General features: G+C 55.0%; 23 protein-coding genes. 17 read left to right on the plus strand and 6 right to left on the minus strand.

Annotated elements, in window-relative coordinates:
• Positions 1–6: 6 nt before the first annotated feature.
• The 3 genes from KIH39_RS22175 to KIH39_RS22185 all read right to left on the minus strand — a co-directional run bounded on the left by KIH39_RS22175 (position 7) and on the right by KIH39_RS22185 (position 5,083).
• Entirely contained in the window at positions 7–1,239 is a 1,233-nt protein-coding gene (locus KIH39_RS22175; RefSeq protein WP_213495492.1) for an LptF/LptG family permease, read from the minus strand.
• A gap of 64 nt (positions 1,240–1,303) precedes the next feature.
• Positions 1,304–4,702: an AsmA-like C-terminal region-containing protein gene (locus tag KIH39_RS22180; RefSeq protein WP_213495494.1), complete on the minus strand. Its 3,399-nt coding sequence runs from the start codon at positions 4,700–4,702 to the stop codon at positions 1,304–1,306.
• A 135-nt stretch (positions 4,703–4,837) separates the two neighbouring features.
• Complete coding sequence (locus tag KIH39_RS22185) at positions 4,838–5,083, minus strand: DUF5522 domain-containing protein (RefSeq protein ID WP_315852399.1); 246 nt, start codon at positions 5,081–5,083, stop codon at positions 4,838–4,840.
• A gap of 68 nt (positions 5,084–5,151) precedes the next feature.
• On the opposite strand from KIH39_RS22185, the gene malQ reads away from it, so the two are divergent.
• On the plus strand, positions 5,152–6,660 hold the full coding sequence (gene malQ, locus KIH39_RS22190) for a 4-alpha-glucanotransferase (protein WP_213495496.1): 1,509 nt from the start codon (positions 5,152–5,154) through the stop codon (positions 6,658–6,660).
• Here malQ and KIH39_RS22195 read toward each other — a convergent pair.
• Entirely contained in the window at positions 6,637–7,647 is a 1,011-nt protein-coding gene (locus KIH39_RS22195; RefSeq protein ID WP_213495499.1) for an aminoglycoside phosphotransferase family protein, read from the minus strand. The two genes, malQ and KIH39_RS22195, sit on opposite strands and share 24 nt — an antisense overlap.
• Positions 7,648–7,666: 19 nt before the next feature.
• A complete protein-coding gene (locus tag KIH39_RS22200) occupies positions 7,667–8,332 on the minus strand; it encodes a phosphopantothenoylcysteine decarboxylase domain-containing protein (protein ID WP_213495501.1) in 666 nt (221 codons plus the stop codon).
• A gap of 67 nt (positions 8,333–8,399) precedes the next feature.
• On the opposite strand from KIH39_RS22200, the gene KIH39_RS22205 reads away from it, so the two are divergent.
• From KIH39_RS22205 to KIH39_RS22220, 4 genes are all read left to right on the plus strand, one after another.
• Entirely contained in the window at positions 8,400–9,158 is a 759-nt protein-coding gene (locus tag KIH39_RS22205; protein WP_213495503.1) for an SDR family NAD(P)-dependent oxidoreductase, read from the plus strand.
• Positions 9,159–9,422: 264 nt separating this feature from the next.
• Complete coding sequence (locus tag KIH39_RS22210; protein ID WP_246539384.1) at positions 9,423–9,878, plus strand: NADH-quinone oxidoreductase subunit A; 456 nt, start codon at positions 9,423–9,425, stop codon at positions 9,876–9,878.
• Entirely contained in the window at positions 9,869–10,453 is a 585-nt protein-coding gene (locus tag KIH39_RS22215; protein WP_213495505.1) for an NADH-quinone oxidoreductase subunit B, read from the plus strand. The genes KIH39_RS22210 and KIH39_RS22215 overlap by 10 nt, the downstream gene beginning before the upstream one ends.
• Before the next feature lie 31 nt (positions 10,454–10,484).
• Complete coding sequence (locus KIH39_RS22220) at positions 10,485–10,979, plus strand: NADH-quinone oxidoreductase subunit C (RefSeq protein WP_213495507.1); 495 nt, start codon at positions 10,485–10,487, stop codon at positions 10,977–10,979.
• Positions 10,980–10,995: 16 nt separating this feature from the next.
• Here KIH39_RS22220 and KIH39_RS22225 read toward each other — a convergent pair whose 3' ends face one another.
• On the minus strand, positions 10,996–11,265 hold the full coding sequence (locus KIH39_RS22225; protein WP_213495509.1) for a hypothetical protein: 270 nt from the start codon (positions 11,263–11,265) through the stop codon (positions 10,996–10,998).
• A 1-nt stretch (position 11,266) separates the two neighbouring features.
• On the opposite strand from KIH39_RS22225, the gene KIH39_RS22230 reads away from it, so the two are divergent.
• From KIH39_RS22230 to nuoL, 12 genes are all read left to right on the plus strand, one after another.
• Positions 11,267–12,499, plus strand: coding sequence for an NADH-quinone oxidoreductase subunit D (locus KIH39_RS22230; RefSeq protein ID WP_213495511.1), 1,233 nt, complete (start codon positions 11,267–11,269; stop codon positions 12,497–12,499).
• Positions 12,500–12,698: 199 nt separating this feature from the next.
• Positions 12,699–13,055 carry a four helix bundle protein gene (locus KIH39_RS22235; protein WP_213495513.1) on the plus strand — a complete coding sequence of 119 codons (357 nt, stop codon included), beginning with the start codon at positions 12,699–12,701 and terminating at the stop codon, positions 13,053–13,055.
• A 122-nt stretch (positions 13,056–13,177) separates the two neighbouring features.
• Positions 13,178–13,660, plus strand: a complete 483-nt coding sequence (locus KIH39_RS22240) for an NADH-quinone oxidoreductase subunit NuoE family protein (protein ID WP_213495515.1) — start codon at positions 13,178–13,180, stop codon at positions 13,658–13,660.
• A gap of 85 nt (positions 13,661–13,745) precedes the next feature.
• Positions 13,746–15,074, plus strand: coding sequence for an NADH-quinone oxidoreductase subunit NuoF (nuoF, locus tag KIH39_RS22245; RefSeq protein ID WP_213495517.1), 1,329 nt, complete (start codon positions 13,746–13,748; stop codon positions 15,072–15,074).
• A gap of 80 nt (positions 15,075–15,154) precedes the next feature.
• Positions 15,155–15,592 carry a hypothetical protein gene (locus tag KIH39_RS22250; RefSeq protein ID WP_213495519.1) on the plus strand — a complete coding sequence of 146 codons (438 nt, stop codon included), beginning with the start codon at positions 15,155–15,157 and terminating at the stop codon, positions 15,590–15,592.
• A 20-nt stretch (positions 15,593–15,612) separates the two neighbouring features.
• On the plus strand, positions 15,613–16,065 hold the full coding sequence (locus tag KIH39_RS22255) for a hypothetical protein (RefSeq protein ID WP_213495521.1): 453 nt from the start codon (positions 15,613–15,615) through the stop codon (positions 16,063–16,065).
• Positions 16,066–16,123: 58 nt separating this feature from the next.
• On the plus strand, positions 16,124–17,767 hold the full coding sequence (locus tag KIH39_RS22260; RefSeq protein ID WP_213495523.1) for a molybdopterin-dependent oxidoreductase: 1,644 nt from the start codon (positions 16,124–16,126) through the stop codon (positions 17,765–17,767).
• A gap of 65 nt (positions 17,768–17,832) precedes the next feature.
• Entirely contained in the window at positions 17,833–19,110 is a 1,278-nt protein-coding gene (gene nuoH, locus KIH39_RS22265; protein ID WP_213495525.1) for an NADH-quinone oxidoreductase subunit NuoH, read from the plus strand.
• A gap of 9 nt (positions 19,111–19,119) precedes the next feature.
• The gene (locus KIH39_RS22270; RefSeq protein ID WP_213495528.1) at positions 19,120–19,683 is read left to right on the plus strand and encodes a NuoI/complex I 23 kDa subunit family protein; all 564 of its coding nucleotides are present in this window, start codon (positions 19,120–19,122) and stop codon (positions 19,681–19,683) included.
• Between the two features lie 42 nt (positions 19,684–19,725).
• Positions 19,726–20,832, plus strand: coding sequence for an NADH-quinone oxidoreductase subunit J (locus tag KIH39_RS22275; RefSeq protein WP_213495531.1), 1,107 nt, complete (start codon positions 19,726–19,728; stop codon positions 20,830–20,832).
• The gene (gene nuoK, locus KIH39_RS22280) at positions 20,829–21,251 is read left to right on the plus strand and encodes an NADH-quinone oxidoreductase subunit NuoK (protein WP_213495533.1); all 423 of its coding nucleotides are present in this window, start codon (positions 20,829–20,831) and stop codon (positions 21,249–21,251) included. The genes KIH39_RS22275 and nuoK overlap by 4 nt, the downstream gene beginning before the upstream one ends.
• On the plus strand, positions 21,244–23,202 hold the full coding sequence (gene nuoL, locus KIH39_RS22285; RefSeq protein WP_213495535.1) for an NADH-quinone oxidoreductase subunit L: 1,959 nt from the start codon (positions 21,244–21,246) through the stop codon (positions 23,200–23,202). Before nuoK ends, nuoL begins: the two co-directional genes overlap by 8 nt.
• Positions 23,203–23,205: the final 3 nt, after the last annotated feature.

Consider the following 23,205-nt stretch of genomic DNA (forward strand, 5'->3'; position numbering starts at 1 on the left):
CGGCCTTTATTTCTTGGACAAGCGGTAAATCAGGCCTAGTGAAATCGTGAAGAGGATGCCGTTCGCCAACCAGACCGCGGGTATTGTCGGCAGTCTGCCGTCCTTGGCGAATTTCGTCCCGCTCATCATGAGCGGATAATAGAGGAAAACGGTCGGCAGGAAGCAGACCATGAACACGCTCAGGTAGTCGGCGCGATTGGCCCAGATTCCCACCGGAGCTCCGATCAGCACGAAGCACAGACACCCGAAGGCCAGTGCGGGCCGCAGCTGGAATTCGGAATTGATGTTCAGAATCATCTTCATATGCTCCCGGGCCGCGACGCTCTGATTCTGGTATTCGACCTGGAAGTTTTTGTAAGTATCGGAGCCTGGCGATAGTCCTTTCAAATCCTCCGCGACCTTCATCGCCCGGGAGTTGCAGGTTTCGTACTCTTCAAGTTTCTCGGCCTTGCGAGCCTCCAGTTCCAGCCAGGTCAAAGCGGACGGCCGGTCCCGGGAATCCTTACCGAAAATCTGTTCGGGAATCGGCATGTTCTCCGTTCGATTATCGACTTCCCCCGTAGTTCCCTGATCGCCGGCGACATGAACGTTCTGCATGTCGACCATCATCAGATTCTGCTCCGGGTCGAGACGCAAGCGAGCTTCGCGAGCCTGTACGATAGCATCATAACCCGCGGTAGCACGGTTCTGACCTTCCTTCGGTTTGGCCCGCTTCTTGAAGATCACATCGATCAGCCGTTTGCCCTGAACCTCTTTGACGAAAATGGCGTAGTCCATACTCGGATGTCGAAGGCAATTTTCCTGTTGCAGTCGGCTGTAGAGTACGTCTTCGGCTTCGGAAACCAGCAGATTACGCATCAGGCGTTGGGTACGAGGAATCAGATCGAGGTAGAGGAAGAAGGTGATGGCGGTGGTCGTCAGTCCGAGCACCAGGGCCGGTTTGAACAGGTGCAGGATATGCACCCCCGCGGAGCGAAGCACCGTGATTTCGTTGTCGTGAGCCATGCGCCCGTAGACAACGCAGGTGGCGAATAGCGTGGTGGCCGGGATAGTGTAGGGGAGCGTGTTCGGGATGAACAGCGGAATGGCCCGGAGAATCTGGGTGGGCGAAAGACCGTTCTTCGCTGCCTCCTGAATCAGCCCCGCCAGCAGGAACATTCCGGTGAGGGCCACCAGGGAAAGTAAGAAGACCTTCACCAGTTCCTGTAAGATCAACCGACTTAAGATTGTGCCAAACAAGGTATGCACCTCGATATAAGTCGCAATCGATGCGACGAACTAAGTTCACTCTCTACGGGGCGAATTAGCGATCCATCAACCTCTTCAGCGGATCCGTTACGATGGGAACCGGCTGCGATTTATAATCCAGTTTGCCGTTGAAATCTCCCTGCACGGCAATCTTCAGAAGACTCCGGCTGATACCGGCCGTCAACTTGCTGAGCGGGCTGTTGAGCATGTCGTGAAAGCGGGAAATCGTATAGAATTCGAGCTTCACATTGCTGCCGTCCAGATGCATGCCGCCTTCGCCGCCCAAGTTCACCGCATCGCCCAGCAGATCGATCTGTCCAAAGTACAGCTGGTTGTTCTTGATGCGAAAGCTGGCGTGGGCTTCGTCGAAGAATGTATCGTCCGGCACGTGCAACTTCATCGCCTTCAGCAGATTCAGCAGTTCCGGGACGTTCAGGATTTTGCTGCCGTTGGGAATATCGATGCCGCCAATACCTTCGAGCACCGGCTGGCCTTTTTCCTTGTGATCGCAGTTGGTCAGTTTCAAGCGCCCGTAGGCCAGTCCTTCCAGCCGGGTCTTGGCCTCGAGATTCTGGGAGCGGGCGAATTCGGAAAGCCGCATTCGGGCCGCGGTGAGCTTCAAATTGAAGTAAGGCTGATCGTCGAGCAGCACCCGGGCTTCGCCCGTCAATTCTCCGCCGTAGACTTTGGCCTGGATGCTGTCGATCAACAGCAGCTTCGGCTGGTCGGGGGTCATGAACAGGCTGATGATAATATTCTCCACCGGCTGTTTGAGAATCGTGGCCCGTTCCAGAACCAGCTTGCTGGAGATCTTGCCGGGATGGTCGCCTTCGTAAACGCCGGTGCTGACAAACTGGCCGTAGGCGTTCCTCCAGGGGATGCCGGTGACGAATGAGCCGTTTGTCAGCGTGAGGCGGCCGTCCCAGTAAATCGTCGGGTAGTTCAATCGTTGATTGACCAGCGATCGATGCGGCGTCTGCTCCTGTTCGGGCTCCGGCAGGAAATTATTGTAAGCCGCCTGGTACAGATCCCTGTGCAGGTTTTTCTTCACCGTCGGCAGATAAGCGGGTTGCGTGGCGGCCTTCTCGGTCACCACGATCCGGTTCGCATTCAAGAGCACCGGGCCCTTCAGTTCGAGATCTTCTATCGCCTTGCGCAGATCGAGAGGCAGCGCTTTCAGAAACTCCGGTTCGAAAAGAATGTTGGTCGCTTTCAGATCGTTGAGATCGGCATAGTAACCCCCTTCAGGCGGGATGGTAACGGTAGCCTTCGGCAGTGCGATCACCGTCGACCCGTGCCGTCCTTCGAAGTTTTGAATTTTGATCAAGCCGTCGAAGAAGGTCAACTGGCCTTTGACGTCCTGAAGCAGATAAGGAAAGAAGGTAGGCCGAATGCTGGCGCCATCGAAGGAAATTCCCAGAGCCAGGTCCTTGGCCGGGTTGAAAACCGATTCCGTCGCTTTTTCGGTCTTGGCCCGTTCGAAAACGTTGACCAGTATCGTGGAGTTCATCTTGCCCTGCATGTCGAAGGTCTGCCAGACGCTGTCGATTTTCAATCGGGACAGCGCTTCGCGCAGTTCGAGATCGAAGGGCAGATCTTCCGCTTTAATTTCGAACGAGAGCAGGTTGCCTCCCGTCGAAGGGACGCGCAGACCATTGATGAACAGCTTGCCGCCGGCGTGCTCGGCGTGGAAGTTGCGGAACTCGATACTTCCAGTGTCATCGTCGTTGGAGGAGACTTGCGGAATAGGGATTCCCGCCGGGGTCGGCAGCCGGGTGGGGCGTTCGGGTACGGTTCGAATGTAGAGATTGCCGTTCACCTTATGCAGTGGATAAGGGAAATCGGTGTAGTTGATCGAAGTTTCATAGAGTTGAATGTCGAACGTATTGTCGAAAACGGTCGGCCCGTGATCGCGCCGGGTTTGAGCGTTGTGGCGGATGGTGGCCACGAAGTTCCCTTTGGCCGAGGGTCGCAGCCGGCGCACTAGCTGCGGGTAGGGTTCCGGCAAAGCTTTGATCAGATCGGCATCGACTTGCAAACCCTCGCCGCTGATCGTCAGCTTCACATCATTTTCGGGATAATCGCCCCGGATCGTGCCGAGGATTTTCGCGGTCCTGCCCTTGGCGCTGGCCGTGAGGTCGATGTCCAGTTCGTCCTCTTTACCCGGAATCATAATCAGCTCGATGTGGCCTTTGGCATCCGTCAACGGATAGGGGAATCCTTCATAGCTTCCGCGGATGCCTCGGGGTAATACGACAACGTGGGTTTCGGCGATATCTTTGAGTCGGTTAAGATGCACTTCGAGATCGGTGGGACCTTCCGGTTTGAACATGCGATTGAGAATCTGCAACTTGACCGGCAGCTTCGCAAAGAAAGCATCGTTGAGGACCACATGCTCGACCGACAAATTCAAACGGCGAAAGACATCGGCGACATTCTTTTCCGGCGGACTTCCCGACTTGGCCACCATGACGAGTGGAACGCTCCGGGAACTCGGCTTCAAGTTGATCTCGCCGTCCATGCCCAGGACGCTCTCACCACTGTTCGCCCGCGCCTTCTCGATAAACAGCGTCTCCTCTTTCAAAGTGCCCAGAACGCTCAAGTTCGTCAGGGGGGCCGGCAGATTCGGGTGCTGGAAGGAGCCCTGCGTCAATTCGAAATGCACGGTCGGATGAAAGGTCAAAGCTGGCCGAGTGGCTCCGGCCAGTTCCAAATCGATGTGGCCCACGCCGTGCAGCTTCTCCGCGTATTCCTGAATCTCGGGAACATAGGCGCTCAGCCAGTTCAACTGCGCCGGCTCGATCGGCAGTTTTTTCAGACTCGATTTCAGGTGGAAGCCGTTCTGTTGCTCATCGTAAGTCCCGGCGAATGAGAAATTGCCGAAGAGTTCGCAGCTGCCGAAGCCTTCGATGCGATAGATCGATTTCGGATCGTTCACCATCACGACTTTGGGAATGTCGAGATTCAGCGTTCGCGGCGAAGCGGGGCTGTAATCGTCAATTTCCACCTTGGCATTTTTGAGAACGAAGACCGGTATGGGCTCGTCATCTTTGGGAGGCAAAAGAATGTTGGACCAGTTGAGCGTGCCGTCGACATTCCGCTGCAGTCGAATGGTCGGAGAATCCATATCGATTTTGCGGATGACCAGCTGCCCCTGCGAGAGCCGTTCCTTGTCCTGCTGCAGCACGGCGTACGGAATGTACAGAATCGGCTTGTGATCGGGATCGTCCTTGCGGGTCATTTTCAGATCGGAGATCGAAATGCCCCCGAAGAATCGCAGCGAGGCCGAGCCGACTTCGATGTCGACATTCTGGAATTTCTCGAGCAGCTGTGCGATGCATTGTTCGCGGATGTAGGCGGGTTTCAACCAGGAGGAGACGTACAGCCCCATGCCGACCAGTAGGCCGATGAAAATAGGGATCAGACTGCGGATGAGCCACTTCCGTGTGGACATACCGATACCGCTGAAGTAACCGTACGCCCGCCTCTCCGAGGCAGGTCGGGAAAACAATCTCGAAGAATAGACGGGAATCGGGGAATCATCAAGCCGAAGTTAGCAACCCTATCAGGCCCGCGCAGATTGCCGATTTTAGCGAGTCGATCCAGCTTGCGAGGAGTTGGGAGGAATGGCCTGGTCCGGCGAAGGATTTGGACTCACAGAAGAGTAAGGGCAATTTCGGCAGCCGCTGCCGCAGCAGTAACCGCGTTTGCGCAGGTAAGTGGCTGTGAAAACCCAGCGCCCACTTTCGACGGTGTAGTCGATCCCCTCGGTTAATACCAAACGGGGGGTTTCTTTTTGATCCGAGTTTCCCATCATTGTTATTGCCATAAGCATAGTCTGGGTTTCACAATAAGTTTAGTCGGCTCCGTTGAAGAGATCCAAAGTTCCCACAGGTTCCTGGCGTGTCTCAGAATAAAATCCCTCGTTCCTCCGGCATCCTGCTCCATCCCACCTCGCTGCCGGGGCCCTTTGGAATCGGCGATCTGGGGCCCGCGGCCTACATCTGGGTGGAAGCATTAGCGAAGGCCAATCAGAGATTCTGGCAAATCCTTCCTTTAGGACCCACCGGCTATGGCGATTCGCCGTATCAATGCTTTTCCGCCTTCGCCGGGAATGCCAATCTCATCAGTCCGGAACTGTTGGAACGCGAAGAGTTGTTGCGGGCTGAGGATATTTCGCCGCCACAGTTCCTCACCGAACGCATCGAATACGGCCGCGTGATTCCCTACAAGCAAAAGCTGCTACGGCACGCCTACGAAAACTTCCAGCACTTCTCCACAGGCGGGATCAAATCGGCCTACGAGAGTTTCTGCCACGAAAAGCGGGTCTGGCTGGACGATTACGCTCTCTTCATGGCCTTGAAGGATGCCCGAAAAGGCGAGAGCTGGACGACCTGGCCGCGCGAATTTTTGCTGCGCGACGGCAATCGGCAGGTACTCGAGTTCACCCGTAAAGAACTCGAACTGGAAATCGGCTTTTATAAGTTCACGCAGTTTTTGTTCTTCCGTCAGTGGCAGAGCCTCCGCGAGCATGCCCGGCGGAATGGCATCTCCATTGTGGGCGACATCCCGATTTTCGTGGCACCTGACTCGGCGGACGTCTGGGCGAACAGTCGGCTGTTTCTGCTCGATGGACAGTTGAAGCCGCGAGTGGTGGCCGGGGTGCCGCCCGATTATTTCAGTCCGACCGGACAGCTTTGGGGGAACCCGGTTTATGACTGGGACGCCATGGCGGAGAATGGCTACCAGTGGTGGATCGATCGGCTGCGGGCCACCTTCGAGATGGTCGATTATGTCCGGCTCGATCATTTTCGAGGCTTCTGTGCCGCCTGGCACGTTCCCGTCGATCATTTGACTGCGGAGAAAGGGAAATGGGTTCCGGGGCCGGGCGAAAAGCTCTTCCATATCTTCCGCGATACCTTCCAGGATCTGCCGATTATCGCTGAAGACCTCGGGGAGATCACTCCCGATGTTTATCAGTTGCGAGATAACTTCCAACTGCCCGGTATGAAGGTACTGCAGTTCGCTTTCGATGAGCCGAAGAATGCCTTTTTGCCCTGCAACTACACTTCTCCCAACTGCGTGGTCTACACCGGCACGCACGACAACGACACGAATCTGGGCTGGTATAAAACGCTGCCGGAGTCCGGGCGAAAATTCCTGCGGACTTATCTGGGACACGATTCGCAGGATGTCTCCTGGGATCTCATCCGGATGGCCTGGTCGAGCGTGGCCGATCTGGCCATAGTCCCTTTCCAGGATGTTTTGAATTTGGGGCACGAAGCGCGAATGAACACTCCCGGTAAGCCCGACGACAACTGGCAGTGGCGCTTCCATGGAATGCATCTGCACAGCCCGGCCTTCGAACGCCTTTCCGAACTGACGGCGTTATATAATCGGGTCCCCAAATGAAATTAAAGGGCGGCTCAGCCGGCGCAGGATTTCTTCGATCTTCGAATGGACCTGCTCCGAGTGGCCCGAAGAGGGATTATCCAGAAGCAACCTCCTCATCCAGTACAGTCCGGCACATACCGTCCCGCTGAAGTCGAGCTTTCGGACCCACTCGGGATCGACGAGAGGTGCCCCGGGACCATTCTGGTAGTACGAGAAAAACTCGGACCATTTCGCCGGGTGATCGGGGAACAGGCTACCCAGTATCCGGGCCAGATCCACACTCGGGTGATCCAGTTTCATCGCATCCAGATCGATGAGGCCAGTCAGTTGGGTATCTTCGAAGAGGAAATTCCGATACCAGCAGTCACATAAGCAAGGTTGAATGGGAACCGTGAGGCGTTGCAAGCTTTCCAGTTGACGTACCGCGACCGGAACCAGGCTTGGCAGAAAAAGATAGAGTCGAATCAGCCAGGATCGCACGTCCTCGGATACGCTCCGAGTGGAATGAGGTATCATCTGCCCAAACGTACTGAATATTTCCTCCGCAGTACTCAAGATTTTCATCCGGCGTCTGACGCCGGGGAAAGGTCCGCAAGTTTCAAAGCGACTTTTCCAAATGGCGTGCAAGCGGGCGAGCTGTTCGGCAATTTGTTGGACGCCGGTAGCCATGGTGGCTTTCGAAAGATCGGGTTCACCCGGCATTTCGCTCATCAAAAACCAGACGCGATTCTGGTATTCGTATCCTGCCTGAAAATTGGATGTGGGAATCAGTTGTGGCAAAAGGTGGAAGCCCTGAGCCTGAGTGAAATCGACCCAGGTTCGAATGTCGTTCAGTTGCCCCAATGTTAGTGAAGTGGCCAGACTGGCTTTCAAAACCAATTTGGCGGAAGGGTTTTTCCAAAGACAGGCGTCACTATAGCCACTGGGCAGTGGCACCCAATGCTCTGCCCAGCCCAGGGGAAACTGGCGAAGAACTTCCTGGGGTGGTAGATCGTGCTTCCCCATATCTCTTACCGCCAACCCGTTAGGCTTTTTCCAGCAGTCGTATTAAACGCTCCGGCAATTCGACTCGCGTTACCTTGCTGTAAGTCCCTTCGCCATTTCCCAGGTATGCCCACTGGTTTCGGGTCTCAAACAGGTTGGCCACCATCCAGTCGGCCTGCGATTGTTGGCGGGAGGCCTCCGCCACCTGAAGCAACTCTTCCTCGAGTAAACCAGTCTCCAACTTGAATTTCACCAGATGGCCCGAATATTTCCATTCCGCTCGAAAGCGATCGATCAGTTTAGGAGTGGGCGTCAGTTTCAACCACAACTCAGTGTGATGGCTCTTGATCTTACTGGCTCGCGCATCCCGATTGTCGGCCGTGAAAATCCCATCCACTTTGTAATCGCTCACGGCCGCGCAGTGTACTATGGCGTCGAATTTTCCGGAGGGAACGTGCATTTTCAACAACTGATCGAGATCCTCGAAGGTCCGGTAAGTCTGCACGTGCCAGCGGGTATGCTCCATAATCATCGGATAGATTTCCCGAACCACTTCGGGATGGGAGGTCAAGAGCGTGACCTGATGGCCCCGTTCGTAGGCTTTCAGAGCAATTCGGGTGCCGGTTCTGCCGGTAAAAATATTTGTTATGCAGCGCACATCGTCGATAGGCGTTTGGGTATTGCCGGCGGTCACCAGAATATGCATTAACTCGAACTCCGTGGAAACGAACTAGAATGACATCCTATAGATGCATTAAGTTTTTCGAGGGTTTATGACTCCTGGCGTAGCAATAGTTACCGGTAGTGGCAAAAAACGAGTGGGCTGGTATGTGGCCGATGCCCTGGCTCGCAAAGGCTATTCCGTGGCCGTGCACTACCGCAGTTCGGAACGCGAAGCACGCGAAACAGTGGCCCATCTGCAATCTCTAAATGTCGCCGCCGAAGCTTTTCGGGCCGATCTGGCGAAGGATCAGGAGGTTTCTTCGCTCGTAGAAAGAGTCTTCCAATCCTTCGGTCGAGTTGACGTTCTGGTTAACTGTGCGGCCATCTGGGAACGCAAAAAATTGGAAGCAGTCACGGCCGAGGATGTCCGAAGACATTTCGAAATCAATACTCTCGGGACATTCCTCTGCTGTCAGCAGGTGGGACTGCGAATGGTCGCTCAACCCAGTGGTGGCTGCATCATCAACCTCGGCGACTGGGCCGAGATTCGCCCCTATCCGGATTACTCGGCCTATTTCCCTTCCAAGGGAGGCATCTCGGTACTCACACGGAACTTCGCCGTCGAACTAGGCCTCCGAAATCCTAATATTCGAGTCAATGCCATACTCCCGGGGCCAGTCCTGCTGCCCGAGGATCTTCCTCAGGCGGAACGAAACGAAGTCATCGCGTCCACTTTAGTGAAACGGGAAGGCCGGCCGGAAAATGTCGCCCAGGCCGTGCTGGCCCTTATCGAAAATGACTTCATCACCGGAGTTTGTCTGCCAGTCGATGGCGGCCGGAGCGTCTATGCCCCGAATCCCCAGGACTAATCCAGAAGTTAGAAACAAAGGGACGCCCGTTTCCGCCCCGATCGATAGGCGATGAAAAGAAAATTCTCACAGTATTTGAGAGCATTTTTCGCTCAAATTCGGCCCAGAACAGAATGGCTGCCGATGCTCGCTTTTGCTTTTGCTTGACCCACCCCCTCGTGCGCCTAAGATGATTGTGACTTGCTCTCGACTTTGAAGTCGAGGTTTATTTTTGCTGGACTTTGTGAAAAAAAGCACAAAGTTGGGCCAGGGAAAGGAATAGCTGTGCCTCTTCTCGCGGTAACTGATCTGCCCGTTCAGACTACGGCCGGTTTGGAACCAGCTTTCGATCTGGTTACTTATTATCCCCTGTTCATTTTTCTGGGTTTTGTTCTGCTGTTTGCCTTTGGCATTCTGGTCGCGGTTTACACGCCGTTTCTCAAGCCGAAAAAAGATACCGTCGTGAAATTGATGCCCTACGAATCGGGGATGGATCCGGTGGGCGATGCCCGCATGCAGTTCGATATCAAGTTCTATCTGATCGCCATCTTGTTCCTGGTGTTCGACGTGGAATTGTTGTTCCTCTATCCCTGGGCGACCATCGCCTACTCGGATAATGCTGCTCCTTTCTGGCGGGCCGAATTCGGGCGGCTGGTCTTCATTGAAATTCTGGTTTTCCTTCTGACGCTGGGCATTGCCTACATCTATGCCTGGCGAAAAGGGGTGTTCGCATGGCGGTAGCCTTACCCGATTTCATCATCAGCAAACTCGATTGGATCGCGAACGAAGCGCGAGCCAACAGCATCTGGCCCATGCCATTCGCCACCGCCTGCTGCGGCATCGAACTGATGGCCACGGCTAGTTCCCGCTACGACATTGGCCGATTCGGGGCCGAAGCCATGCGGTTTTCCCCCCGACAGTGCGACCTGATGATTGTCGCGGGCCGGGTGGTCATGAAGATGATTCCCGTAATGCAGCGAATCTGGCAGCAGATGCCCGAACCGAAGTGGTGCATCAGCATGGGGGCCTGTGCCTCCTCGGGTGGCGTATTCGATACTTATGCCGTCGTGCAGGGAATTGATCGGTTTATTCCTGTCGATGTGTACGTTCCGGGCTGCCCGCCCCGGCCAGAGCAGCTGATTCGGGCCGTGCTGGATCTTCAGGAGAAGGTTCGAAATACGGGTACGATCGACGCTCGCGAATTTGCCGAACGCAAAGTTTTCGAAGGCCCGGCCAGCCTCTACAAGGAACTGCAGCCGAGCGAAACCATCGTTGTGCCAGGCGACTACTCCACGGCCACTCGAACGCGAAACTAATCCGCAGGACTGGCGACCGAAGAAGAGAACCATGAGCAAAACCAGCGATTTTCTGACTCAGAACTTCGGATCGGCCGTGTCGCTCTCCGAATACCGCGATAATCAGCGGGTGGTAGTGGCCTCGGCCCGGGTCTTTGAACTTCTGCAAACGCTGAAGGAAAAGCAGGGATTCGATTTGCTGTCCGATGTGACGGCCGTCGATTATCTGGAATTTCCCGGTGCCAAAGATCGTTACGGCGTGGTTTACGTGCTGACGAACACGGTCACCGGCGAGACACTTATCGTCAAAACATTTGTGAACGATCCGACTCCAAAGCTGAAATCGGTTTATTCTCTCTGGAAAGGGGCCGATTGGCTGGAACGCGAAGTTTACGATATGTTCGGCATTGAATTCGAAGGACATCCGGATCTGCGACGAATCTTGTTGCCGCAAGAGTTTGTCTCATTCCCGCTTCGCAAAGATTACCCGCTGCGAGGCAAGGGAGAACGGCATAACTTCGTGCCGTTGATTCGAGCTGAAGGATAAAAAAAGCTGTCAGCGATCAACTAAATGAGCTTTCAGCTGTCAGCTTTGAGCCAGGATATGCAGGCTTAACTGTCTGTGCTGGATCATCTGAGCTTTGGATTGAAAAGGGATAGTTGAATACACGAAGAGCCGGATTCTTACATTTGCTGACCGCTGACCGCTGATAGCTAAAAGCTGATTGCTGACCGCTGACCGCTGAAAGCTGACCGCTGATAGCTAAAAGCTGATTGCTGACCGCTGAAAGCTGACCGCTGACCGCTGAAAGCTTGTATTTTGGAGATTGCAACGTGCCTTTAACTGCTGCCGCTCCGTATCCGGTCGACGTCGAGGATGACTCGCCAGACAAGGAATATCTCTATACCCTCAATTTCGGGCCGCAGCACCCGGCTACCCACACCACACTGCGGTTAATCCTGACTTTGGATGGCGAGACCATCGTCAAGGCCGTGCCCGATATCGGCTTTTTGCACTCCGGCTTCGAAAAGCTCGGTGAAGATCTCGACTTCAATCAATATGTGACCATCGTCGACCGGATGAATTACATTTCGCCGATCGCCAATGAAATTGCCTGGCACAATGCGGTCGAGAAGCTTCTGGACATTCAGTTGACGCCGCGTTGCAAGTATATCCGCACCATTATCGCCGAGCTGGCCCGTATCTCGGATCACTTGCTCTGCATCGGTGCGGTTGCCCTCGACCTGGGTGGTCTGACGGCCTTCCTTTATGCTTTCAATGCACGCGAAGGCATCTACAACATCTTCGAAAATATGTCCGGCCAGCGCTTCCACCCCAGTTATACTCGGGTCGGCGGCCTGATGATGGACGTCAGCGAAGACTGGATCGAGTTGATCCGCAAGTTTGTGCGAGAGTTCCCGCAGGTTCATTCGGATGTATGCCGGCTTCTGAACAAGAATCGAATATTTATTGATCGCACTAAAGGGGTGGGTGTGCTTTCGAAAGAAGAAGCCACCAACCGCAGTGCGACGGGGCCCTGTGCCCGCGCTTCCGGGGTTACTCGCGATATCCGCAAAGACGCGCCCTATCTGGCGTACAAGGATTTCGAGTTCAAGACAGTCTGTGCGAAGGGGGGCGACTGCTTCAGCCGATACCTTGTTCGCATGGAGGAGATGCGCGAAAGTCTTTCGATCATCAAACAGGCCGTGGAGAATATCCCAACCGGGCCGGTGAATGTGGACATCGATGACCGATTGACCATTCCCGATAAAACTTCGACCTATCGCAGTATTGAAGGATTGATTCAGCATTTCGAATTGATCATGACTAATCGCCGCTGGAAGAGTCCGTTGGAAGAAGTTTACGCGGCCACAGAATCGCCCAACGGCGAACTCGGCTTCTACATTGTGGGCTCAGGCGAAGGGAAGGCGTATCGGGCTAGGACCCGGCCGCCATCATTCATCCACTTCGCGATGTTCCCTTACTTAATTGAGGGACATCAGATTTCGGACGTCCCGGCAGTGTTGGGGTCGTTGAATATTATTGCGGCGGAGTTGGATCGATAAAGAGCGATCAGCTGACAGCTGTCAGCTGTCAGCAAGACATGATGCCGATTAGTTAAAATTGATAGTTGATAAAAGTTAAAATGGTACTGCTGAAAGTTAACCACTGTCGCTGATGGTTTACAAAAGCCCTGCATTCCACCGTTCGCCCTCGGTTGAAAGCAGAATCAGATAGGGCGGGAAGTTTTTAAGAGCTAGCCCGATGAAAGACTTTAGATCTTTGCTCGTATGGCAAAAGTCTCATGATCTGGCATTAAAAATTTATCGGGCAACGAGTGAATTTCCCAAGACGGAGCTTTACGGTTTAACTTCGCAGCTGAGACGTGCGGTAGTTTCTATCCCGTCGAATATTGCTGAGGGCTGTGGAAGAGGTTCCGAAGCCGATTTTGCTAGGTTTCTTCAGTTGTCGATGGGATCGGCTAGTGAAGTGGAATACCAAATCTTGCTAGGGAAAGATTTGGCTTTATTGTCGGAAACAGAATATTTCCGATTGAATTCGGCAATTGTGGAAGTGAAGCGAATGTTATCGTCACTCATAGCCAAAATTCGAAAAGGTTGAATTTTATTGGAAAGGCTTCTTTAGGGTTAGCACAGTGCTAAATCTGATTTTGAAAAGGTTTTGTATTGCTGATTGCTGATTGCTGACCGCTGACCGCTAATAGCTAAATATCGAAAGCAACTATGTCTATACTCTCGAACGAGCTGCGAGAAAAGATTCAAGCGTATATCCCCCGCTACCCTAACAAGCAGGCGGTGACCTTGCCCGCATTGCATCTGGTGCAGGATGCCTTGCGCTGCGTCCCCAATGAGGCGGTACGCGAGATCGCTCAGATGCTCGATCTAGCTCCCTCGGAAGTTTACGACACCATGACCTTCTACGGCTTCTTCCGGGAAGATCATAATAAGCTCGGCAAAAATCGACTGTGGGTCTGTCGGAGTCTGGCTTGCAATCTTCGTGGCGCGGACGATCTGCTTGGCCACTTCTGCGACAAACTGCATGTGGCCCCCGGAGAGACGACCAAAGACGGCAAAATCACGCTCGAATTCGCGGAGTGCATCGGGGCCTGCGAAGGCGCCCCCTGTGTGCTGATCAACGACGAACACGAACTGAACATCACCAACGAAAAAGCGGATCAATTAATAGCGAGATTGCAAAAAGCATAACTGTTAACCGCGACGCGAACAAGAAATATTAACCGCGACGCGCAGCGGAGCGTCTATAAAGCGAATTCACCCTCGGATTGAATATATGTCGAATTACGAACCAATTTTGCTCGCTCGCATCGGCAAGCCCGAAAGCTATAAGCTGGAAGGTTACCGCGCCGATGGCGGCTACGAAGCGTTCCTGAAGGCTCTCAAGAATTCCAAGCCGAACGAAGTCGTCGATACGATCAAAAACTCCGGTCTGCGCGGCCGCGGCGGTGCGGGATTTCCCACTGGCTTGAAATGGACCTTTCTGCCCAAGGATCACCCGGGTCCTATCTATCTGTGCGTGAATGCCGACGAATCGGAACCTTGTACCTTCAATAACCGCATCCTGATGGAACTCGATCCGCATCAGGTTCTCGAAGGGGTCATGCTCGCCTGCTATGCGATCAAGAGTTCCCGCGCTTACTATTACATCCGCTACGAATATGGTTTGAGCTACCGCCGTTTGCAAGCGGCCATCGATGAACTTTATGCCGCTGGCTTGCTCGGTCAGAATATCCAAGGTTCCGGTTTCAATCTCGATATCTATCTGCACCGCGGGGCTGGGGCGTATGTCTGTGGAGAAGAAACGGGATTGATCGAATCGCTGGAAGGCAAACGGGCCTGGCCGCGCATCAAGCCGCCGTTCCCGGCCATTGAAGGGGCGTTCCGCAAGCCCACCATCGTCAACAACGTCGAAACCCTGGCTTGCGTTACCCAAATCATGCGTCGTGGGATCGACTGGTTCAAATCGATCGGAGTGGCGCCCGATCCGAAGAATCCCCGCGATGCGGGCAGCTACGGTCCGAAGCTTTACTGCGTTTCCGGACACGTGAATAATCCCGGCTGCTGGGAATTGCCCTTAGGCGTGACCTCGAATGAATTGATTCGGCTGGCCGGCGGCGTCTGGAAGGGTCGCAAAGTCAAAGCGGTTGTGCCCGGCGGACTCAGCATGGGTTTTTTAACCGCCAATGAACTGGAAGTGCCACTCGATTTCAACGGCCCGGGTAAAGTCGGCTGCCTCGGTCTGGGAACGGCCGCTATAACGGTGATCGACGACCAAACCAGCATGATCGACGTGCTGCACAACACCTGCCAGTTCTACGCCCACGAATCGTGCGGCCAGTGCACCCCCTGTCGGGAAGGAACTGGTTGGATGCTGAAGATCACCGATCGACTTCGCAAAGGGCAGGGGCGAAAAGAAGACCTCGATATTCTGGTCGAAGTCGCCGACCGGATTGGTATCATGCCGGGATCGACGATTTGCGGCTTGGCCGATGGAGCGGGCTGGCCAGTGAAGAATGCGATTCGCAAGTTCCGTCAGGAATTCGAAGATGCGATCAAGACCGGCCGGAGAAGCCATTTGCGTCCTTTGGCGATGGCTCATTGAGCCGACGGGCGTCCTAACGGCATTAAAAAAAGGACGTTAGCAAGATTTTGTGACGCTTACTCCCGAAAGGAGACTCTCCTATGCGTCGATTAAGTCTGATTTTTCTGGCGCTCTGGGTCTGTACCGGCTGCAATAAGACTGCGGGAACCGCAGATAAAAAAGGGAATGTCCCGAATACTAAGGAATCCTCCGATGATCGACAGATCTCGAATGATTTGAAGCAACTGGGACTGGCGTTTCTCAACTATACGAGTACCCAGAAGGATATGAATCCGATCACGAGCCCTTTCGTCGGATCCCTGGATGTGTTGAAGCCCTATCTGGGGGAAAAGGAAAATCCCCGACTGGTGCCGACTCTGGAGAGCGGTAAGTACAAGATCTTCTGGAATGCACCTGCTAAACAGAGAATCCTCGCCTGCGAAAAGGATGCGGAAACCAAAGGGGGCTTAGTTCTTACTCGAATTGGCTCCGTGGAAAGAATGTCGGCGGAAGAAATTCAGAAGGCCATTGTCAAATAATCGGGAAAGGGAGGTGGCGTATGCGTCGATTACTCTTACTCGCCTGCCTGACGGTCGCTCTCCTGGGTTGCAAGAAGGAAGCGAAGGAGACGGAACCCAAAGCTAAGGCCATGAATCCGTTCGACCGGAGTGAGAAAACAGGTAATGGCGTGATCTCCGATGTGGCCCGCGCTCCCAAGCGAACCGTGGCCCAGAACGATATGCACAATCTTCACCTGTTGATCGAAACGATCTCCGGTGCCAGCGGTAATATGCCCGATGCGAACACGATTCTGACTTCCCTGAAGCAGGATCCGGATGCCAGAAAGATTGCCCAGTATATTGAGGAAGGCTGGATAATCCTGACTGGAATAAAACAGCGGGAAGGGGTCTGGGCCTACGAAAAAGAGGCTTTGACTACCCGCGGCTTCGTGGTGACCAACAGCGGCGTGGAGATGTTGAGCAAGGAAGAGCTTCAAGCGAAGCTTCGCTGAGGTTCGAAGAATTCAAAGCGAGCGGAATGGTTGGATTCCAGGGATCGAAGAGAGACATATGGCAACGGTTTACGTCAATAACAAGGCGATAGACATCGGCAACGAGCGGCTTAACTGCGTGCAGGCCGCGGAGAAAGCCGGTGTTCTCGTTCCGCACTACTGCTACCACCCCGCGCTTTCGGTCGTGGCCAGTTGCCGCATGTGTCTGGTCGAAGTTGGTGAAAAAAAGCCGGATGGCACCATCGCTATGCAGCCCAAGGTCGTGCCCGGCTGCCAGACTCCCGTCAAAGACGGTACGGTTATCGTTACCGACAGTCCCAAAGCCAAGGCCGCCCAGGGGGATACGCTGGAAGGGCTTTTGCTCAATCATCCGCTCGATTGCCCCGTTTGCGATAAGGCCGGCGAGTGCAAGTTGCAGGATTACTCCTTCCAGTTCGGGCATGCCCAGTCGCGCATGATCGATCAGAAGAATACGCCTCCGAATAAACCGGACATCAGCGAAAAGATCACTTTATTCACCGACCGCTGCATCCTCTGTACTCGCTGCGTCCGCTTCACCCGGGAAGTCGCCGGTACCGCCGAATTGACGGTGGTCGGCCGCGGCCACCACGAAGAAATAGATATTTTTCCCGGCGAGCCGCTGGCCAACAAACTGTCGGGGAACGTCGTCGATCTTTGCCCGGTCGGCGCCCTCGGTTCCAAGGACTTTCTGTACAAACAACGCGTCTGGTATCTCAAGGAAGAAGACAGCGTTTGCCCGAACTGTTCGACCGGCTGCAGCATCCAGGTCGATTCGAACAAGGATATCGTCTTCCGGCTGCGGCCGCGTTTCAACCCGCTGGCGCAAGGGCACTTCATGTGCGATGAAGGCCGTTACGGGTATCACTACATCAATTCGGATACCCGATTCGGCAAACCACTCGAACAGATTGAAGTGGGGCAGTTCAAAGCCGTAAGCTGGCAGAATGCCCTCAGCGGCATCAAAAAAGAGTTTCTCCTGGCCGGACAGGAACATTCCGATCAGCTCTACGCGATTTTGTCGCCATTTCTGACCGTCGAGGAAGCCTATCTGGCGGCGAAATGGTTCAAAATGATTTCGCCGAATTCCAAGCTCGCGCTGGGGGCGGTTCCCGTTCACGGCGAGAACGATACTTATCCCAAGGATCGTCGCGGCAATGCTACCAGCACCGTGAAATTCACGATTCGGGCGGAAAAAGCTCCGAATCGACTGGGTGTGGAAGCGGTGTTGAAGCATTTCGAAGGAGAAGTGATCACTTTCGATCAGGTAGTTGAAGCCGTGAAGAGGAACGAAGTACAAGGTCTGTTCCTCACCGCGGGTTATCCGGACTCCAAGACGATCGACGATTATCAGGCCGACCGACTGGACGATGTGAAGCTGCTGGTAACGCTCGATCTGTTGCCGAGCACGGTCGCCTCGGGTTCGAAATATATTTTGCCGGCCACGAGTTTTGCGGAAAAAGAAGGCACCTACGTCAACTACGCGGGATTGGCTCAAGGCCTCAAGCGAACGGTGAAAGCTCCGAAGGAATGCCGTCCGGAAGCCCAGATTTTCATGGATTTGCTTGGACTTCCCGGCCTCTACAACGCTCAAACGATTCGGGAAATGATCGCTCGCGAAATTCCCTATTTCGCCCCGCTGGCGAAGGGGATTGGCGAATATGGTGTGAAGCTGGGGACCTGAAAAGCAGGAAGGGTCGACACGCGGATGCTCGCCGATTTGGCGGAAATCCCTAATCATGGGAAAACATGAGTACAGAGCATTTAATCTACACGCTGATATCGATCCTCGCGATCATGTTCGTCATCCTGAATTCGGTGGCGGTGCTGACGCTGGGCGAACGCAAGATCTCCGCGTTCATGCAGGACCGCCTGGGTCCTAATCGCGTCGGACCTTATGGGCTACTGCAGCCGATGGCCGACGGTATCAAGATGTTCTTCAAAGAGTGGGTCGTTCCCAAAAGCGTCGACAAACTCTTCTTCGCTCTGGCACCGGTGCTGGCCGCCTCCGTGGCTTTTCTGTCGTTTGCGGTAGTCCCTTTCGGGCCGACCCATCCGACACCGACGCCCCTCCGAATTGTCGAAGAAGCTGACCTCACCGACGCGGTTAAGGGCACTCCGCTCGATCGGGTTTTCACGAGCGTCGAGCAGGCTCTGCCGGTCTACCAAAAAGAAGCGGAAAAAGACGAATCGACCTGGAACTTCGTTATCGCTCCCCGCATGGACATCGGCATTCTGTTCGTTTTCGCCATCGGCAGCCTGACGGTTTACGGCATCATCCTCGGCGGCTGGTCGGGGAACAACAAGTATTCCTTGCTCGGCTCGCTGCGTTCTTCGGCCCAGATCATCAGCTACGAAATTCCGCTGGGAATGTCGATTCTGGGCTTGCTGCTCTACACCGGCTCATTGAATCTCGAACGAGTGATCGACTGGCAGGTCAACAACGGCTGGTTTATTCTCTATCAGCCGCTGGCGTTTCTATTGTTCATGACCTCGGTCTACGCCGAGTGTAACCGTCTGCCGTTCGACTTGCCCGAGGCCGAGCAGGAACTGGTGGGGGGCTACCACACCGAATACAACTCATTCGGTTTCGCCCTGTTCGCCATGGGCGAATATACCCACATGATCACCACCAGCTTCCTGATGTCGATCGCATTTTTCGGAGGCTGGCACTTCCCCGGCCTCTCCGATATCGGCGGTCTGATCGGAGTGCTGATCAAGTTCGGGATTCTGGGCGCCAAAGCCACGATCTTCCTGTTGCTGTTCCAGCTGGTGCGCTGGACCATTCCCCGGTTCCGCTTCGATCAACTGATGGGACTGGCCTGGCAGGTGCTCATTCCGCTTTCGATTCTCAACCTTCTGGCGGTGATGATCGTTCGGGAATTCAAACTGCCGATCTGGGTGATGACGGTGATTTCTTCCGTGCTGTTTTTGAGTGCGGCTCTGGCTTCGACGAAGGATTCCAACAAACCCCGACGTCGAGTGATAAAGGTGCCGAGCGAACCGCGTGAAGTGGTGAAAGTTTAAGGGTGTCCGATGGCAACGACTGAAAAAGATGTTCGCTGGGTGGAAGAGCCTAAAGTAGGATTCTGGGAACGGCTGTACGTTCCCGCCATCCTTCAGGGCCTTTCGATCACCTCGAAACACATGACGCACAAGCCTCTGACGGAGCAGTACCCCGAACAGGAGCCGGAGTTGCCGCCGAACTATCGCGGCGTGCATCGACTGAACCGGGATACCGATGGCCGGGTCCGCTGCGTGGCCTGCTACATGTGCGCCACCGCCTGCCCGGCGAACTGCATCGATATCGTGGCCGCCCCGGCACCCAAGGAATGGACCGACCGGGAAAAATACCCGGCGACCTTCTGCATCGACGAACTGCGTTGCATCTACTGCGGCATGTGCGAAGAAGCCTGTCCTGTGGATGCGATCGAACTGACCAGCCTGTACGATCTGACGGGGTTGAGTCGCGAGCAGATGATTTTCGACAAGGAAAAGCTGCTGAGCGTTTTCGATCATACTTCCAAGACCGGCAAAGATCCGGTTCGATCCTCGGGTAGCAAACTGGGTCCGGCGGCGGAACTGCCAGTTATCAAATAGGAATTCGCGGGTCTCCCGAAAGGGACTCTTTCAAAGGTGGATATGCTTTTCGCTGAAATCTATACCGGCAACCCGATGAACTGGGGCGTAGTCGTCCCGGTCGTCTTCGGGTTTGTCACGATCTGGCTGATGCTGCCCAGCCCGCAGCGCAAGCCAATCGTCTGGCCTGCGATCTGTGGCATCGCTGCCCTGGTCGGCGTTGCCATTTACCTGTCGCAAGGAATCGGTCACGGCATCGACGACGTGGTGGAGAATCTTCTCTTCACCAGCTTCTCGACCCTGGCGGTCAGCTTTGCCGGTCTGATGATCGCCCAGCGCAATCCGGCGCGAGCGGCCATCTGCTTCGCGCTGGTGGTGCTTAGCGTTTGTGGACTGTTCCTTTTGCTGGCGGCGCCATTTCTCATGGCGGCCTCGATCATCATCTATGCCGGGGCGATCATCGTAACCTTCCTGTTCGTGCTCATGCTTTCGCAACAGCACGGCATGACCGATGCCAACGACCGCAGCCGGGAGCCCTTCCTGGCTTCTTTAGTCGGCTTCGTGTTTTTGGGCACCCTGCTGGTGGGTCTGCAACGGGTCTACTCCGAAAAGGGTATCGACGCCCCGATTAATATGTGCAACCACTTTGCCGAGGCCGACGCCCTGGACGAGAATTTCAAGAATCCGGGCTTCGTCGAATCTTTCCTGCAAAGCATCATTTCGGTGAAGGAACGGCTGGCCCTGTCGATGCCAGTCCAGGATAAGGACAAGAAGGAATATCTTGCCCCGGCCGATGCGGTGACGAAAATCGAATCCGCCATAATCAATCTGCGAAACGAATTCTCCGGCAAGCCGAACCTCGGGGAGGTAAAGGCCAATTGCCGGGAAATCGCTAACCAGTTGAACTACCTGAAGGCCGTTCGCGAAGGGACTTTGAACCCGAATACCGATGTTCATACGTCGGCGAACAGCGTCTCGAAAGTCGTCGTGACCGACCCGAGCCATCCCGCCTCGGCGAATCGCCTGCCCGCCGCGAACGTGGCGGCTCTGGGCCGTTCGTTATTTACCGATCACCTGCTGGCCATCGAACTGGGGGGCACTTTGTTGCTCGTTGCCACGATTGGAGCCATCGCGATTGCCGGAACCCGGCAGGAGCGAGCCAAAGTATGATACCGGTTTCTTACTATCTCACGGTCGGGGCCATTCTGTTCTGCCTCGGGCTGATCGGCTTCCTGACCCGCCGGAACATGATCGTATTGTTCCTGTGCGCGGAACTGATGCTTCAGGGCGTGGCGTTGAACTTCGTCGCCTTCTCCCGCCATCACGGCAATATGCATGGTCAGGTGTTCGTGCTGTTCATCCTCACCGTCGCCGCTTGCGAAGCCGGTTTGGCCCTCGCTCTGATCCTGATGCTTTACCGGCAGAAAAAATCTTTGGATATCAGTCTCTGGCAGTCTTTGAAGGAAGCGGAAGTGGCACCGATTCGCGATACCGAGCCGTTCCCCGATCAGGAACCCGCCCCGGTTTATCCGAAACTGGCCCCGGCTGGCGTCGAACCGAAGCGGGACGAGGAGGTGATTCGTGTTTGAACCCTCGAATCTGCTCCTGTACATCCCGCTTTTCCCACTGATTGGTGCAATCATCGCGGCCCTGCTCGGTGGCTCGCCGCTACGGAAACTTGCAGCCCTTCCGGTGATCCTGGGAACGATCGCTTCGTTCAACGTGGTCCTGGCACTGCTGGCAAAACTCCCCGCAGACACCCATAGCTTACGCAATAATGCGATCACCTGGTTCGCGGCCGGTCCAGTGCAGGTGAATCTGAGCCTGGCGGCCGATCCACTGACTTTGACTTTTCTTCTGGTGATCACTTTCATCGGCGCTTTGATCGTTTTGTTCAGTATCGGCTATATGTCCCACGACACAGCCTATGCCCGGTTCTTTGCCGTGGTCGGTCTGTTCCTCGCAGCCATGTGCCTGTTGGTGCTCGGCGATAATTTCCTGGTCATGTTCGCGGGCTGGGAAGGTGTGGGCGTTTGCAGCTATATGCTGATAGGCTACTGGTACGCCAAGCCCTCCGCGGCGGCCGCGGCCCGAAAAGCCTTCCTGGTGACCCGTCTGGGAGACGTCGGCCTGATTCTCGGTATTGCGCTGCTCTGGTCGCTCTCGAACTACAGCATCGAATATTCCAAAGTCTTCACTGCCGAGAATTTGGAACAGATTAAGAATAATCATCCGCATCTGCTGGCTCTGTCCTGCCTGTTGATTCTGTGCGGAGCGGTCGGTAAATCGGCCCAGTTCCCGCTGTATGTCTGGTTGCCCGATGCCATGGAAGGTCCGACCCCGGTGTCGGCGCTCATCCATGCCGCGACAATGGTGACCGCAGGCGTCTACCTGCTGGCCCGCTGCTCCCCTCTGTTCGCTTTGGCGGAAGGGGTCCAACTGATCGTGGCCACGCTGGGCGGGATCACGGCGCTGCTCGCCGCCTTCATAGCAATTACTCAACAAGATCTGAAACGAGTGCTGGCCTACTCGACCGTTAGCCAGTTGGGCTACATGTTCATGGCCCTCGGTTGCGTCGGTGTGGTTCCGGCTCAAATCGCCGCGACGGCCGCCGTGTTCCACGTCTTCACGCACGCTTTCTTCAAAGCCGTGCTGTTCCTCAGCGCCGGTTCGGTGATGCACGCGATGGGCGATGTCATCGACATGCGGAAATTCGGCGGCTTGCGAAAAGTGCTGCCGCAAACGCACTTGGCCTTCCTTTGCGGTGCCGCCGCTCTGGCCGGGCTGCCCTTGCTCTCCGGTTTCTGGAGCAAGGACATGATCCTGGAATCGCTGATCGAAGCGACCGGGGGTAGTTTCCCGCTGATGTATTGGCTCTTGTTCCTGGTGGGAATTCTGACCGCGGGGCTGACGGCGTTCTATACCTTCCGGGCTTACTTCCGTACTTTCCACGGCCCCGAAATCATTCCTGCCGAAGCGGGAGACCATGCCCATGAATCGCCAGCAATCATGACCTTGCCCTTAATGGTGCTGGCTTTCGGTGCAGTGTTCGCCGGCCTGATCGTCGAAGCCTTCGGCGGTAATTTCAGCCACTTCCTGGGAGAAACTCCGGTATTCCAACTCGCCGACGAGGGGGAACCGATTCACCACCATACCAACTGGTTCCTGATTCTGGGCAGTGTGGCCGTCGCCGTCAGCGGCGTTTATTTTGCCTATGTTCTGTACGGTCAGGGCGGGACGGTCAAGGCCGCCCCGTATGCCCGGCGCTGGAGCATGCTGTATGAGGCCTCGCGCAACAAGCTTTACGTCGATGAGATCTACAACCTGATTTTCGTGGTGCCGTTCAACCTGCTGGCCCAGGCTTGCCGGGGCTTAGAGTCGCTGCTTTACGATGTCGTTCGTCTGATCGCCACGCTGCCGAAGTATGTCGCCGATCTGTTCCAGCCGATGCAGAATGGTCTGGTGCAGTTCTACGGATTGTCCATGGTTATGGGGGTCGTCGCCTTTATCGGCTATCTGATCCTCTGGGCGGGGAAATAGTTC

The organism is Telmatocola sphagniphila (assembly GCF_018398935.1).
Classification (GTDB): Bacteria; Planctomycetota; Planctomycetia; order Gemmatales; family Gemmataceae; genus Telmatocola; species Telmatocola sphagniphila.

Coding starts and splice junctions, on each gene's coding strand:
- KIH39_RS22180 (WP_213495494.1), bottom strand. CDS start 4,702: ATGTCCACACGGAAGTGGCTCATCCGCAGTCTGATCCCTATTTTCATC.
- KIH39_RS22260 (WP_213495523.1), top strand. CDS start 16,124: ATGGCAACGGTTTACGTCAATAACAAGGCGATAGACATCGGCAACGAG.
- nuoF (WP_213495517.1), top strand. CDS start 13,746: ATGTCGAATTACGAACCAATTTTGCTCGCTCGCATCGGCAAGCCCGAA.
- KIH39_RS22200 (WP_213495501.1), bottom strand. CDS start 8,332: ATGCATATTCTGGTGACCGCCGGCAATACCCAAACGCCTATCGACGAT.
- KIH39_RS22205 (WP_213495503.1), top strand. CDS start 8,400: ATGACTCCTGGCGTAGCAATAGTTACCGGTAGTGGCAAAAAACGAGTG.
- nuoH (WP_213495525.1), top strand. CDS start 17,833: ATGAGTACAGAGCATTTAATCTACACGCTGATATCGATCCTCGCGATC.
- KIH39_RS22235 (WP_213495513.1), top strand. CDS start 12,699: ATGAAAGACTTTAGATCTTTGCTCGTATGGCAAAAGTCTCATGATCTG.
- KIH39_RS22250 (WP_213495519.1), top strand. CDS start 15,155: ATGCGTCGATTAAGTCTGATTTTTCTGGCGCTCTGGGTCTGTACCGGC.
- KIH39_RS22270 (WP_213495528.1), top strand. CDS start 19,120: ATGGCAACGACTGAAAAAGATGTTCGCTGGGTGGAAGAGCCTAAAGTA.
- KIH39_RS22220 (WP_213495507.1), top strand. CDS start 10,485: ATGAGCAAAACCAGCGATTTTCTGACTCAGAACTTCGGATCGGCCGTG.
- KIH39_RS22185 (WP_315852399.1), bottom strand. CDS start 5,083: ATGCTTATGGCAATAACAATGATGGGAAACTCGGATCAAAAAGAAACC.
- nuoK (WP_213495533.1), top strand. CDS start 20,829: ATGATACCGGTTTCTTACTATCTCACGGTCGGGGCCATTCTGTTCTGC.
- KIH39_RS22240 (WP_213495515.1), top strand. CDS start 13,178: ATGTCTATACTCTCGAACGAGCTGCGAGAAAAGATTCAAGCGTATATC.
- KIH39_RS22275 (WP_213495531.1), top strand. CDS start 19,726: ATGCTTTTCGCTGAAATCTATACCGGCAACCCGATGAACTGGGGCGTA.
- KIH39_RS22255 (WP_213495521.1), top strand. CDS start 15,613: ATGCGTCGATTACTCTTACTCGCCTGCCTGACGGTCGCTCTCCTGGGT.
- KIH39_RS22195 (WP_213495499.1), bottom strand. CDS start 7,647: ATGGGGAAGCACGATCTACCACCCCAGGAAGTTCTTCGCCAGTTTCCC.
- KIH39_RS22215 (WP_213495505.1), top strand. CDS start 9,869: ATGGCGGTAGCCTTACCCGATTTCATCATCAGCAAACTCGATTGGATC.